At 63.6% G+C, this 12610-nt stretch carries 14 protein-coding genes; 5 read left to right on the forward strand and 9 right to left on the reverse strand.

Going from position 1 to position 12610, the window contains the following annotated elements; all coding sequences use genetic code 11:
• Positions 1-57: 57 nt before the first annotated feature.
• Entirely contained in the window at positions 58-336 is a 279-nt protein-coding gene (locus AVAK2825_RS13745; RefSeq protein ID WP_284399588.1) for a hypothetical protein, read from the reverse strand.
• Between the two features lie 125 nt (positions 337-461).
• Here AVAK2825_RS13745 and AVAK2825_RS13750 point away from each other — a divergent pair, with 125 nt between their 5' ends.
• From AVAK2825_RS13750 to AVAK2825_RS13760, 3 genes are all read left to right on the forward strand, one after another.
• A complete protein-coding gene (locus tag AVAK2825_RS13750) occupies positions 462-851 on the forward strand; it encodes a hypothetical protein (RefSeq protein ID WP_284399590.1) in 390 nt (129 codons plus the stop codon).
• Positions 852-869: 18 nt separating this feature from the next.
• Positions 870-1151: a hypothetical protein gene (locus AVAK2825_RS13755; protein ID WP_284399593.1), complete on the forward strand. Its 282-nt coding sequence runs from the start codon at positions 870-872 to the stop codon at positions 1149-1151.
• A gap of 131 nt (positions 1152-1282) precedes the next feature.
• On the forward strand, positions 1283-1852 hold the full coding sequence (locus tag AVAK2825_RS13760; RefSeq protein WP_284399596.1) for a GNAT family protein: 570 nt from the start codon (positions 1283-1285) through the stop codon (positions 1850-1852).
• 333 nt (positions 1853-2185) lie between these two features.
• On the opposite strand, the gene AVAK2825_RS13765 is transcribed toward AVAK2825_RS13760, so the two are convergent.
• A complete protein-coding gene (locus tag AVAK2825_RS13765) occupies positions 2186-2965 on the reverse strand; it encodes a SprT-like domain-containing protein (RefSeq protein ID WP_284399598.1) in 780 nt (259 codons plus the stop codon).
• 81 nt (positions 2966-3046) lie between these two features.
• Between AVAK2825_RS13765 and AVAK2825_RS13770 the strand changes: the two genes are divergently transcribed.
• Together AVAK2825_RS13770 and AVAK2825_RS13775 are read left to right on the forward strand one after the other, a co-directional pair.
• Positions 3047-3262, forward strand: coding sequence for a hypothetical protein (locus tag AVAK2825_RS13770; RefSeq protein ID WP_284399601.1), 216 nt, complete (start codon positions 3047-3049; stop codon positions 3260-3262).
• A gap of 160 nt (positions 3263-3422) precedes the next feature.
• Complete coding sequence (locus tag AVAK2825_RS13775; RefSeq protein ID WP_284399603.1) at positions 3423-3833, forward strand: hypothetical protein; 411 nt, start codon at positions 3423-3425, stop codon at positions 3831-3833.
• 5 nt (positions 3834-3838) lie between these two features.
• On the opposite strand, the gene AVAK2825_RS13780 is transcribed toward AVAK2825_RS13775, so the two are convergent.
• The 7 genes from AVAK2825_RS13780 to AVAK2825_RS13810 all read right to left on the reverse strand — a co-directional run bounded on the left by AVAK2825_RS13780 (position 3839) and on the right by AVAK2825_RS13810 (position 12595).
• On the reverse strand, positions 3839-5491 hold the full coding sequence (locus AVAK2825_RS13780; protein ID WP_284399605.1) for a conjugal transfer protein TraG N-terminal domain-containing protein: 1653 nt from the start codon (positions 5489-5491) through the stop codon (positions 3839-3841).
• Positions 5492-5516: 25 nt separating this feature from the next.
• Positions 5517-5789 carry a hypothetical protein gene (locus tag AVAK2825_RS13785; protein WP_284399606.1) on the reverse strand — a complete coding sequence of 91 codons (273 nt, stop codon included), beginning with the start codon at positions 5787-5789 and terminating at the stop codon, positions 5517-5519.
• Between the two features lie 118 nt (positions 5790-5907).
• The gene (locus AVAK2825_RS13790; protein WP_284399609.1) at positions 5908-6348 is read right to left on the reverse strand and encodes a hypothetical protein; all 441 of its coding nucleotides are present in this window, start codon (positions 6346-6348) and stop codon (positions 5908-5910) included.
• Entirely contained in the window at positions 6345-7736 is a 1392-nt protein-coding gene (locus AVAK2825_RS13795) for an integrating conjugative element protein (protein WP_284399611.1), read from the reverse strand. The genes AVAK2825_RS13790 and AVAK2825_RS13795 overlap by 4 nt, the downstream gene beginning before the upstream one ends.
• A 40-nt stretch (positions 7737-7776) precedes the next feature.
• The gene (locus tag AVAK2825_RS13800; protein WP_284399619.1) at positions 7777-9126 is read right to left on the reverse strand and encodes a TraU family protein; all 1350 of its coding nucleotides are present in this window, start codon (positions 9124-9126) and stop codon (positions 7777-7779) included.
• 47 nt (positions 9127-9173) lie between these two features.
• A complete protein-coding gene (locus tag AVAK2825_RS13805) occupies positions 9174-9689 on the reverse strand; it encodes a TIGR03757 family integrating conjugative element protein (protein ID WP_284399624.1) in 516 nt (171 codons plus the stop codon).
• Between the two features lie 5 nt (positions 9690-9694).
• Positions 9695-12595, reverse strand: a complete 2901-nt coding sequence (locus AVAK2825_RS13810; RefSeq protein WP_284399627.1) for a conjugative transfer ATPase — start codon at positions 12593-12595, stop codon at positions 9695-9697.
• Positions 12596-12610: the final 15 nt, after the last annotated feature.

Consider the following 12610-nt stretch of genomic DNA (forward strand, 5'->3'; position numbering starts at 1 on the left):
GGGCCTGCAAGGCCCCTCATGCACCCAGGCGCAGACCGCTGCTGGGCCTCATCACGCTCAAACGGCTACTGGCGCCCACTCCTCCCTATTCGGATTCGTCAAACATGGGGTTGTGAGAGGCTCCCAATGGTGATTCGCCGTTCGCAAATACCGATACAGCGCCCAGCCGACCGGCAGGACCAGCCAGAAAAAGAGCAGGGCGAACACGAACACGCCGGCATTGCAGACTTGGCCCTGGCCAGCGCACCAGAGCACGCGGGTTTCGACCTTGTGGGCAGAGGGGACGCCGGCTTGGCTCGCCATGCGGGCTGCATCGGAAGCATGGTTCTTGGACATCGGCAGCAATGTAGGTGGGCACGGGCCGGACGTCAGCCGGAAACCATCCGGCACGTGGCGCACGGTTTCGGCTTGACAGCCACCGGTTCTCATGGCAAACGAAAAATCAATGACTGGGAGGTCATATGGCGAACGCTTACGAAAGCGACGACGGCAGATGGATGATCCTTGGCATGGCGGTCATCGCGTCCATCGCAGGGGCGACGGGTCTGGACCTAGCTACCGCAGTGAGGGTGACGGGCTATACATTCGCGGTGACGTTGTTTGCCGGCTTCTTCATCTTTCTTTTCGACAGAGATTCCGTCTTCGGCATCCGAAACACCTGGCCACTGTTCTTGGCTCTCGTGTGGTGTGCCTGGTTTCCAGCGATCGATCATTGGGCCTACGGCAACAGTCCCGACTCCACGCACCGGGAGTTGTTCAGCGTATGGTGGGCCGAGTGGTATACGAAGCTGGGCGCGTTCGCGCTGCTGTGCCTGTCCGGCTACGCGGTGAATCGGCTCGTGCGCGGCTGATCGATCGGAAGAGACAACATGAAAAGCCTTCCCGAACAAGCCCTCGATGCGCGCTGCGTATTGGCCAACGCGCGCGTCCTGCAGTCTTTCGATCCCGATCAGGGAAATGCGCAGGAGAGTCGTGCCTGGTGGATGGCATATGCGCTGGGATTGCGGCACTCGGCTGCAGACCTTCCGCCGGTGTTTTTCTCGGACGAGGCCACGCTGATGCTGGGCTGGAGGCAGGGGCAGTTCGATGCTGACCACACGCCTTTACCCATCGTCCTGGAGACCGAGAGCCTGGCTGCCGAGTGCAGCTAACTGCAGGGGAGGTAGATTCCCAGACTGCAGAGCCCAGCCGAGGCCTGTCCGGTCACGCGGTGAATCGGCTCGTGCGCGGTTGATCGCACCCCCGAGTTCGCCTGCATTCGGAGCGCACGCTGACTGCTTGATTGGCCGCCACCTGGTGCAAAAAAGATTTCAAACAGGGAGGTACCGTGAGTAATTTTCTTTCTCGGTGGCTTGTACAGCGTCGGCTTGCACATGTCCCCAAAATCACCGTAGACGTCACGCGCTATTACTACATGACGTTCACATCACCCAATCCGGACGTAAACGTAATCATCAAAAACGAGGCAGATATCGAAGTGGGAAGGGCTTGCTACGCCGTGTCTCCACTGAATGATCGGGTCTATCTCTATAAAGTGGAGATACTCGACACACATCGCCGGCAAGGCTACGGAACCGCCTTGCTGCTATTTCTAGCCCAGACCTACGACCTACCAATCACTATCATTCAGGAGCTTTACAGCGCGTGCAGCTTTTGGCGATTTGCCAGGGGATTGGGCAGTGCCGGGATCAAGTTGACCGAGCAACTCTCTGTGTCGGGGATGGCGTGCGAAGCGGAGCGGTGGGCCCATTTAAAGCCAGAGGCAAAAAAATTGCAGGACGCGATATTTCATCGTGTTGCTGCCGGCAAACAGTCTTGGAGCGAGGCGAAGAGCTATGGCCTGGAGGTCTGATTTTTCGTTCATCCACCTCTTTTCCACCGTTGGCTTGATATGAAGAAGATACTTGATTTGATAGGGGTTGTGCTGCTTCTGTATGGGGTCGTCTTTTTCCTGACCAGAACGATGAGGCACGTCAGACGCATCAAAAAAGACACCTTGACATTCACCCAATACGTGAAAAACCATCCGGAGGCACAAACTCCCAGAGGTATCAAGTGCATTCGCTGCAATTCGCGCAGCATCAAGAATTGGGGTGTGACTGGCGCGACGGACCACCGAAGAGTTTTTATTTGCAATCACTGCAATACCCGGCTCTACCGCAGCGATGGTTGGTGAAAGAAAAACTCAGCCCTGCATCTCGAAATCCTTCCGGCAACTGCCACAGATCAGCAACAACCCCGGCTTGCCCCACACCTGTTTCTCGCAAGGGCAGACGTACTTGGCGCGGTTGGATTTGTTCGCCGCCGGCTTGGGGTTCCCCTCACCGTCTTGGCCTGCAATGGCCGCTGGATCGACCAGGCTGGACATCACGGCGATGGACTGCGCCGGCACACTGCCACCGCCCACTGACGCAGCCAAGTGCATGCCCATGCTGCCCTGGCCCGCGCGCACATGCTCTGGCGCAGGGAAGCGGTCGTACCAGCTGATCCGGAATGAGCGGGTGAGCAACTCGGCGCAGGCCGCAAGGAACGGACCGCCTTCGATGGCGTAGTCCGCCATCATGTCCCCAGTCCGCTTGCCTCCGGGCTGGCCGGTGGAGGAGGGCATCAGTCCGATGGCTTCCATCTTTGATGCCCACTCCTCGTTGTGGTAACGGCCACGCCCGGGCTTGCCGAAATGCGATTGCCACAGGTGGCACATCTCATGGGCGAGAGTCTGCATCGTCTCCACCACCGGCACCACGGCGAAGTAGGCAGGATTCATGGCGATCTCGTCCGTCATGCCGCCCTCCAGGTTGGCGAAGCGCTGGGCCGAGAAGTACCCGCACGTGCGCTTTTCGCGCTGCAGCGTGATTAGGCAGCCTGGCAGGGCACCGCCGAAGAGCGTCTCGTTGAAGTGGCTGTAGGCCTGCTGCAGTTCCGTGTAGGTCTGCTGTGTGGGCGTCGTGTTGGAGGGCTGGCTCATGGCTTGTAGAACTCGAATCTTGATTTGTATTGTGCAATACAAAGACAATGGATCACAATTGCAATCAGGGAGAAAGAAGGAATGGGTTACCTGTTCGAGAACATCGTCAGCGTCATCTACCGGCAAATGCGAGCAGGGCAATCGCCGCCTGTTCGGTTGGTCCTGAATCCGGTGCAGATGCGGCAATTGCTGGCCGAGCATGCCGCTGCAGGGAACTGGGCATTTCCGTGCGGCCGGTCGACGGGATTCTGGGAGTGGCCATTGACGTCGACGCGACGGCGACCGGATTCCTGGTGACTGCCTCCGGCATCGACGTGCCGCTGATCGCCCATTAGCCGAGACCGGCACGGATGTGGGTTTCAGCAGAAAGTTACAAGCCCTGCGCTCGCAAAGGATTGACACACCAACAGCGCCTGTCGATGATCGCGGGCACCAATAACAAGGGAGCCTTCAGGCCATGCGAACGAACCACTATTTCTGGCGATTGCTTTTTCATGGCGGCAAATTCCTGCTGCGGGTTTGCGTCATTCTCGCGCTCTGGGTTCGCGATTCCCTCAAGGAGTTCATCGCGGTATTCAAGCCACTGCTGCGCTCTGTGGAGTCGCAGGCCCGTGAAGCCGCTGCCGCAGGCAGCCTCAGGGCCAGCGCCCGGCCGAAGAACGCCTTCAAGATCGGCGCGTTCCTCCTCGGCACTTTGGCGGTGATGGGAAAGATTTTCCTGTTCATACTTTCCACGGCGCCAGATTTTGAAGAGGAAAAAGAAGCAGAAACATCTGTTCCGGAGGGATACCTTGACAGATACGGCACTCCAACTTACACAAACGTGACCGACGCACAGTGGGAGCATTATTACGGGCCGCGGAAGTAATCTAATTAAAGTTTTGTGATTCCTTTGCCTATGGCTTTGACAGGGCCTGCAGTTTTCCCAGCACTGCTTTTTGCTAATCCTTCAGACACTTTCATTAGGTCACCAATTTGAGCTCCAATTTGGATACCTACCCAGCTCATCATTGCCGTCCAAACCAACGGCAAGCCGATGAACAGTGAAATCATCAGGATATTCAGGATCATCCGCTTGTAGCCGGACGACGCCATGGAGCCGGCGAGTTGTGAGATTTCCTGCACGAAGATGTTGCCCTGCGCTCCAGGGTACATCGCGTCGATGAGCCTGGCGTCGATCCACTGGGCGATGAACCACATGGTCGCCCACAGCTTCACGGTGAAGATCGCCACCGCGCCATAAAACAGCACGCGCAGGTCGTAGCCGCTCAGGAAGGTGATCAGCGGCAGGAACATGTAGATCGCCATCAGCACCAGCGCCTGGATCATCGGCAGGCCGGTGATGAGCGGCTGCATCGACAGGCTGGCCAGGGTGGCTTCCCAGCCCACGCCGAGTACCGTGGCCGCGCCCACGACGGTCCGGCTGAACGAGGTCACCGTGTCGTAGTCGGTGCCCATGATGCGATCGGGGTCCACGAACTGGGGGTTGGCGCGCTTTTGCGCCAGGCGCGCGAAGGAATCTTTGGCCTGGTCGATGCTGCTCCAGTTCATGGCGCTGCTCGCCACCTCCACGAGTTTGCCGAAGCTGCCGGCGTGGCCCACCATCTTCTCGCGCACCCCGTTGGTGCCATCCTCCCACCACTGCTTGCATGTTGGGCGGCCCCACTCGGGATTGACCACGCCGGAGTGGGGCGGGGCGATGCCGCTGGCGGGGTTGTAGTAGTCGATGTCGCGGGAGAAATCCACCGGGAAATCCGGCACCGGGTTGTACGAACGCATGTCGGCGTAGTAGCCCGGCTCCGTGCGAAACAGCTGGCTGCCGATCCAGTCCACGTCCGTGGGGCCGTACTCCTTGTTGTCCACCGCCACGAGGCTTTGCCCTGTCGGCGAAAGGGCGCCGCTGGCGGCCGCCAGGTAGCGGCTTCGGGCCGGGATGAAGCACTCGCTGTAGAAGCGCTGGATGGCGTTGAGCACGCGCGGGTCCTGGATGGTCGCGTTGCGTGCCATGTCCTCGACCATGCGGATCTGCCGGTCGCCCGATCGAATGCCGGCGCGCACGGCGCGGTTGATGCCCGAGGAGATGGCCATGGTGGAGAACCACCAGGCCGGCACCTGGGAGAGGTTGCCCGCCGTGCTCATGGTGCCGTCTGACGCATCCTTCATCGCCGCGTCGTAGCCCGAGCCCGTGCCGCCGTTGCGCGAGACCATGGTGGGGTTGGGCTCCTGGGGGGTCGCGTCGGGCAAGTAGCTCAGGTTGACGGAGCTGAGCGACGTGATGGGCGTCGTGGCGAAGCACAGCGACATCACGAACAGTGCGACGATGATCTTCGTGCCCACGCTCTCCAGGAGCGGCAGCACGCCGGCGCTCTCCAGGCCCTGCTCCTTGGCCTCGCGCCAGGCGTTGAAGAGGATGACCGCGAAGGGCACGATGATCAGGCCGGTGCCGGTGATCACCTCGCCGATGATGTTGGCGAAGGCCCACCCGTACATGGTGGTGAAGATTTCGAGGTAGCTGTCGAGCTGCATGGTGGTGGCGAAAGGTGAGTTCGGATCAGTGCAATCTGCGGGGCGTGCCGGGCAGCTGGCCGGGCTCGGCGAGCGAGTCTTCGAGCGTCGGCTCCTGCAGCGTGGCCAGGAGGGCTGCGGGCAAGGCCGGCCGACCCGGCTCCTGCAGGGCATCGACGAGTTGCGCCAGCAGGCGGTGGACGTGGCGCAGCCTCGCCGCACGAGAGCAAACACAGGGCAGGGGCGCGGCTCCGCTCAATTGGATCGAGGCTGGTTTGAGGTGGATCTTCGACATCGACTTCATCTGGTTTGGGTTCATCGGTTCTCACTGCGAAAATTTGCGCAGTGAGATTCCTGTTTCGATTCAATGACTTGCGCGCACTGCGATCTCACTGCTCCAAATGGAGCAGTGAGATCAAGCCGCGCCTGGATGCTTGTCACGCCTGCAGCCAACGCAGCAACGTGGCCGGCCCGACCGGAATCAGCAGCAGGTAGGTGATCAAGAACGCCATCACCTTCCACCGCAGGGCGATGACCTGCGCATGCTCCCGCGGCCGCACGATGCCGCGGCGCGCACCCCAGGCCACGATGGCCTGCCACCAGATGCCGATGCCGGCGACGACCATGCACTGCACCAGCGCACCGTAGTGCCGAATCTGGGTCGCCCAGACCTGGAGCGTGGCCAGGGTCTCGGGCTGCACCTGCAGGTGCGACAGCAGCGCGACCAGGACGAACCCCATGGCGCTTGCGCCGGCCAGCCAGGCCAGGCCGATGAACGCCAGGCGCAGCAGCCGCCGGCGCCGGGATGACCCCGGACGCTCGGTCTCCGCTCCACCCACTGGCTCTCCCGTTTCGGTTTCACGAGGCTGCATGCTCATGGCGTCACCTTCACGCGGCCGTTCTCCATCGGCTGGGGATCGGCCGCCCGCCCATCGGGCACGCGCATCGAGCGCGAGTCGGCCTGGAACTGGCTGCCCATGATGGCCAGGGCCGTGTCGGAGGTCAGTTCCTTGCGAATCCTGGCCTCGAACATCAGGTCGTTGATGAATTGCGTCAGCCGGTCGATCTGCGACTGCGTGTCCCGCATGGCGTCGCCCGCAGCCGTCACCTCGGGCAGGCTCAGGCCCGTGAGCAGCACGGCGCGCGCCACCAGCGCCTTGTCGATGACCCGGTGCATCGCCAACTCCTGCCCAAGCCGGGTCACAGCAATGCCGCGCGTGTCGGGAGGCAGCTTGCGCAGCGCGTCCAGCAGCTGCGGGCTGATGGCCATGCCGGGCGCGGCGATCGTGTTCAGATCGGCGTAGGGACTGCCCGAGGGGGCGCCCGCCATGGCCTGCAGCTTCGGCAGCACCTGGTCCACCTCCGCTTCGTACTTCGGGCCCAGGCCGGACGCCGTGGTCACCGCCGTCGCGACCGGACAGTCCGCGCTTTGCGAGCAGGTATAGACGCGCTTGTCGCCCAGCACCTCGGTGGTGAATCGGGCCAGGTCGTCTGGCGATGCGAAGGCTTGCACCAAGCGCGTGGACTTGTCACTGGTTGCGGTATAGCTGGTGCTGGAGGAGGTCGTGACGGACTTGTTCAGCGTCGCGTTGTATCCGGCCACCGAGAGATCCCGGATGGGACGAAGGGGAAGCGAGTTGATGCCGCCGGCCTTCTGACCGAACACCCAGTTCACACCCGTGCGCTGCGCTTCCTCGTTCTTGTTGATGTCGATCTTGGCCTGCACGATGTCGCCGGACGTGTTGGCCTTGACCTTCCATGCATCGCCCTTGGCCATCTTGATCCAGTCCTCGTAGGGATTCTGGCCGGCCCGGATCATGGCCTCTGTTTCCTCACAGGTCTTGAGCGAGGAGGCGACCAGCAGATCCGCCTTCTGGCTGTAGTTCTGAAAGAGCTGGTACAGGCCCGGCTGGGCGCGCTGCAGGACGTACAGCGGCAGCGAGGCGATCCCCGCCTGCACGGCATTGGTCACCTGCTGACCCAGCCGCGAGATGTTGTTCATGATGTTGCCCCAGGACATGCCCACATCAAACTTGCCGCAGGAATAGTTCAGGCGCAGGTTGGCCTGCAGGCCCAGGGCCTGGGAGGTCTGCCCGCGGTTGTTGGCGGCGCCGCCCGGCGTGCCGCCGCCCATGCGGTAGTACAGGGTGGAGTTGGACACCGGCTGTGCATGCAAGGCCGATGTGGTGCCCATGCTGGCCAGGGCAAGCGCCGCGGCCAGCGCGTGGGGGCGCAATGGGGATTTCGAGATCGAGATGAATCGCATGAGAGTGCTGAAAAATGTGCGGAGGCGTTCGAGCGATGGATCAGGGAACCGAGAACAGGTAGATGCCGCGGCGCTGGCAGCAGTCGTACTTGTTCCAGAGGTTCCAGACGTAGCCGTTGACGGCGCTGGTGCGGCCATCACCAAAGGACAGCAGGGACAGGGAGTCGTTCTCGCCGAACCGCACGCAGTTCGTGGTGGTGCGGGGATAGACCATCGACCAGCGAGTGTCGGAGTCCTCGATGGAGGAAAAATACTTGAAGTTGCCGCTGGTCTCCAGGCGCTTGTAGATGTGGGGTTGGGCGCGCTTCTTGATGATGCTGGCCACGCGCTCGGCCAGTACGGCCGAGGCCTTGACCGGGTGCTGCTGAACCACCTCGCCCGTGCGCGGGTAGATGCTGCCCCAGGTACTGGTGATCCCCGAGTGGCTCACCTCGTTGTGGGTGGGCACCCAGGAGGATGCGTACAGCATCTCCACCGGCAGGATGCCGCGCCAGAACAGCGCATCCAGTTCGGACTGGTAGTGCAGTCCGAACGCGGAGGCGCCGCCCGGGCAAAAAAGACCGCCCGGCCCCAGGTCCATGCTGCCGCCGGCAAGCGATGCGATCGACACGACCTGCTGCAAGGGCCCCAGGTCGATGCCCGCAAGCGCGGCCGCATCCATGCCCAGGGTAGCCAGACCGCTGCTGGAGCCCAGGAAGCTGCCGACGTTGCCGGCCGCGGACTGCAGCTGCGACAGGCGCCCGGGCAGGCTCGTGATCTTGCCGATGATGTCCATGGGGGCCTTGGCAAGATTCGCCGCACCCTGCAGGACCGAATTGGCCGCATCCATGGGCACGGACATCCATTCGCGCTGGATGTTGGGCAGTTCTTCGGTGGGGAACTCCATCAACTCCGAGATCCCTGGGATGCCGAACACGGAGGGCACGTTCGGCAGCGTCCCGGTGGAGAGCGCGCTCGCCACCATGCCCACGGGGTTGCCGATGGCGTCCGCTCCCTTGAAGGTGGTGATCTCGGTGTCGTCGCGGGCGGTATCGGCCGCGGAATCCAGGGGCATGCCGGCCATGGCCGAGCCCACGCCCGCCATGGCGGCGGCGATCGGCTTGCCCACCTCCAGCCAGGGGTGCATCAGCGGATCGTTGTAGGTGCTCACGATCGCATCGGGCAGGTAGTGGCTCATGCGGATCGAATAGAGGACCGTGCAGCCCTTGATGTTGCAGCGCAGGAAGAAGCACATCCCCTTGACCTGGTAGGACAGGCAGCTGGGGAAGGATTGCAAGGTGGCGGTCAGGATCGCCACGGTGTTGGTGGTCTGCGCCAAGGCCGTGCCGGGCGCCATGGCGAAGGAACCGGACAGGACCAGTGCAACGGCGGCGGATCGCAGCGCTGCCAAGGGGCCCCTTGCGTTGCCCATCGATCGGCGAAAAGGTGATGGCCTATTCATTGCACGCCCCTCGATCCAGAGGCCGACACAGAGGATGCCCGGGCGCGCTGGAACGCGGCCAGCGCGGCATTCACGTCCGTCATCCCGAACACCACGGTCTGGCGGTTCACGACGATGGCCGGCAGCCGGTCGATGCGATAGTGCATCGCCAGGGTGATGCCATTGGCCGCGTTGGCGACCACGGGCTGCACCTGCCGGCGGATGCGCGCTTCGTTCGCAACGAGCCACGCGCGGGCATCGGCCTCGTTTTGCGGCAATCCCTGGTTGATGGACTGCTGCACGCGCGCCATGGCGTCCAGGCGGTAGATGTCGAGCTTGAACCGGTCCGAGCGCTGCGGGGTCACCAGCATGGCCGAGTTGGCGAAGATCTCCACCTGGGTGACGCCGCGGTACAGGTGATCGCCCAGGATGACCTGGTTCGCCTGGATGGTTTGTGCTGGGGACAGGGTGGCCCCCATGAGCAGCGGAAAGGCCAGCGCGCAGGACCATGCTTTGGAGCGGATCGCTTGCATGGCGCTCACCCGCGTGCCTTCACGAGTTCCTCGGCCACAAGCATGGCCGCCTCCAGTTCGGTGCAGCCGTGCTGGTCCATGAGCCGGCGCCGGTGCGCCTTCTCGTGGCCCTCGGTCATGGCGAGGGCGATCGGCAGCGCAGGCGGCACGTTGCGAAACAGCATCTGGCCGAGCGCCGAGATGATGACGCCCTCGGTGTACTTGGGCGGCTCCTTGCGGGCGGACTCCATCAGATGGCGCTGCTCGGGCGTGAGGCTCCGAAACCGTGCGACCTCGGCGATCTCCGAGCGATCCATGGTGAGCAGCATCCAGTACTCGCACATGGAGAGCACCCGCTCCATGGAGTCCGGGAAATCCTGCAAATTCTGCGTCGCCAGCCAGAACCAGATGTTCAGCTTGCGCCACATCTTGGTGCCCTTGGCGATCTTCGGGCCCAGCAACTCGTTGGTGGTGATCAAGTGGCCTTCGTCGGTCAGGAAGACGATGGGGCGGCCCTCGGCCTGCGTGCGCTCGCCGCGCGACTGCACCGAGTCGATGAGGCTGGTGTAGGCCACCGCCAGGGCGTCGCCGTAGCCATCCTGCGTGAGCGTTCCCATCTCGATGAGGGTCACGTCCGCGTCCGGCCAGTCCTGTCCCTCGCGATTGAAGAGCTTGCCGCGCAGCGCCTGCGTGAAGGTCATCATGGACTGGCCCATTTCTTCCGCGCGCATCTGGCGCGGGCCGGAGAGCGTCTCGTCGCGGTGCATGCCCATGAGTTCGATGGCCACGTCCTGGGTCAGCGGGTGCGTGCGGCCTTCCCTTTTACAGCGCACGGACGCGCGGATGATCGCCCGCGAGACGAGGTAGCGGTCGGCGCGGCCCATGCGGGCGACCTCCTGCTCCTCGCCGCCGGTGATCATCATGATGGCGGCGATCAGCATCTCGCCCAGCAGATCGCGCCGCTCCGTCCCTTCGTCATCGTGATCTTCTGCAGGCGTGGCCGTTGCGGCCTGGGTGCCCGAGGGCTCCTCGTCCAATTCGCCGATCAGGATGTCGATGCCCTCGTCGTCCGGCACGCCGGCGTTGACCCGGGCCTGCTGCTCGGCCGCGTTGTAGGAGGACATGACATCGGGATCGTCCAGCAGCCGCAGGGCATGCACGAAGGGCGGCAGCGATACGTCCGCTTCGCTCGTGAGCGTGACATGGTGGGTGGACAGGCCCATGCCCTTAAAGTACGCGAGCAGCAGCTCGAAGGAGCGGCCCGCGTCCACGATCACCAGGCGAGGCTTGTGGATGGCCATGGTCATCATGGCCAGGTAGTTCAGCGTGGCCGACTTGCCCGCGCCCGTAGGGCCCAGCACGAGCATGTGGGCGTTTTTCTTGCGGTCCCGCCGGTTCAGCGGATCGACCCAGAGCGGCTCGCCGCCGCGGTTCCAGAACCACATGCCCGGGTGGGGCGTCCCGCGCGCCCGTCCATACACGGGCAGCAGCGCGGCGGCGTGGGAGGCGAAGGTCAGGCGTGAGCGGCGCAGTGAACGGTTGTCGAATGCCGGATCGAAGTTGAAGGGCAGCCCACGCATGAAGGTGTCCAGGGGCACCAGGTCGTGCTTGGAATCGATGAACCGCAGGCCCGAGGGCACGAGCAGCGCATTGACCTGGGAGATCTGCTGCTCCAGGTCGGCGGTGTCGTGTCCGCTCACGTAGAGCGTCATCATCATGGGGTAGAGCTTGTCCCCTTGCACCATCCGGGCAAGGACCTGCTCGCACTCGCGGTGCGTCTCCATGGCAGCAGCGGACTTGGCGCGAGAGGCATCGCGGATGCGCTCGATGTGGCGCTCCAGCTGGTGCTGCGGTTGCACGGTGAGAGAGATGGAAAGCATGGCGCCGGCGGGCAGGCGGTCCAGGCGCGCGAAGCTCTCCTTGCCGCTTTGCAGTTCGGCCGAGAAGTGGCCGATCTGCGGCTGACTGCGCATGCTCTGCAGAGCCAGTGCCTTGACGGGCAAGCCATCGAACTCGAAGGTGCCGGCCGCCAGGTCGGACTTCGGGGGCGAGAGGTTGAGCAGGTCCGACAGGTCGCAGCCGAACAGGGGCGCTTGGGGCCACCCCGTGCCCGCATCGGTGGGGTAGGGCGCCTGGCGCAAAAGGTCGGTGGGCGTGCTAGCCCAGGGCACGGCGCGGTTGAAGAACGGCAGCAGCCATTCGTAGAGGTCGCGGCCGGTGCAGCGGCGCGCGGCGACACCCGCCTCGCTGAAGGTGGACATCAGGGTGATCGCCACCGACTCGATCTGCGCGGTGGGCGGCGCCGGGTCGTCGGCCAGCCCGGCGAAGCGCTTGTAGATGCAGCAGCGCACGCGCCGCATCTGGCCGCGCCAGACCTGGCCCGTCACCAGGGTGTCTGTGAACAGGCCCTGCGGGCGGGATACCAGATCCAGGTGCCGGGACATCTCCGACAGGACCGACTGGGTGAAGCGCGAATCCAGGATGGCGCGGCAGCGCTCGGGGTAGTCCTTGTGCTGCTCGGCGATGTAGTCACGCAGCACCCCCGCCAAAGGGCCGAGATTGCGGTCGTCGCTGGCGAAGAACTGGACGATCCAGGGGGAGGCGTCCGACTCGGGGAGCGCCTGCAGGGCTTCCTGCACCTTGAGAGCATGTTCGGCGAGCACGTGCGCGGCCTGCGCCTCGGTGGGAATGGCGGACAGCTCGAACATCGCGCCGAGGGTGGCGCCGTCCTTGAGCACGAACACCTTGTCCTCGCTCTCGTAGGCGACATAGGGCAGCATGTCGGTGAAGGAGGGCGGGCGCAGGGCCATGCGCCGGCGTTGCGCCACAGTCTGGCCATTGGAGGAGGATGAAGCGGTGGTCGTCGCGGCCGCGCCCTCGGCAGGGGAGCCGGGCGCGCGCTTGGGTCGGATCAGATCGAGGAGCATGGGTCGGAGGTTCTT

The sequence above is a fragment of the Acidovorax sp. SUPP2825 genome, from assembly GCF_030158995.1.
Taxonomy (GTDB): domain Bacteria; phylum Pseudomonadota; class Gammaproteobacteria; order Burkholderiales; family Burkholderiaceae_C; genus Paracidovorax.

Excerpts from the sequence above, each read along its gene's own strand:
- AVAK2825_RS13745 (WP_284399588.1), bottom strand. The coding sequence starts at position 336 with ATGTCCAAGAACCATGCTTCCGATGCAGCCCGCATGGCGAGCCAAGCC.
- AVAK2825_RS13750 (WP_284399590.1), top strand. The coding sequence starts at position 462 with ATGGCGAACGCTTACGAAAGCGACGACGGCAGATGGATGATCCTTGGC.
- AVAK2825_RS13755 (WP_284399593.1), top strand. The coding sequence starts at position 870 with ATGAAAAGCCTTCCCGAACAAGCCCTCGATGCGCGCTGCGTATTGGCC.
- AVAK2825_RS13765 (WP_284399598.1), bottom strand. The coding sequence starts at position 2,965 with ATGAGCCAGCCCTCCAACACGACGCCCACACAGCAGACCTACACGGAA.
- AVAK2825_RS13770 (WP_284399601.1), top strand. The coding sequence starts at position 3,047 with ATGGGTTACCTGTTCGAGAACATCGTCAGCGTCATCTACCGGCAAATG.
- AVAK2825_RS13775 (WP_284399603.1), top strand. The coding sequence starts at position 3,423 with ATGCGAACGAACCACTATTTCTGGCGATTGCTTTTTCATGGCGGCAAA.
- AVAK2825_RS13780 (WP_284399605.1), bottom strand. The coding sequence starts at position 5,491 with ATGCAGCTCGACAGCTACCTCGAAATCTTCACCACCATGTACGGGTGG.
- AVAK2825_RS13785 (WP_284399606.1), bottom strand. The coding sequence starts at position 5,789 with ATGAACCCAAACCAGATGAAGTCGATGTCGAAGATCCACCTCAAACCA.
- AVAK2825_RS13790 (WP_284399609.1), bottom strand. The coding sequence starts at position 6,348 with ATGAGCATGCAGCCTCGTGAAACCGAAACGGGAGAGCCAGTGGGTGGA.
- AVAK2825_RS13795 (WP_284399611.1), bottom strand. The coding sequence starts at position 7,736 with ATGCGATTCATCTCGATCTCGAAATCCCCATTGCGCCCCCACGCGCTG.
- AVAK2825_RS13805 (WP_284399624.1), bottom strand. The coding sequence starts at position 9,689 with ATGCAAGCGATCCGCTCCAAAGCATGGTCCTGCGCGCTGGCCTTTCCG.
- AVAK2825_RS13810 (WP_284399627.1), bottom strand. The coding sequence starts at position 12,595 with ATGCTCCTCGATCTGATCCGACCCAAGCGCGCGCCCGGCTCCCCTGCC.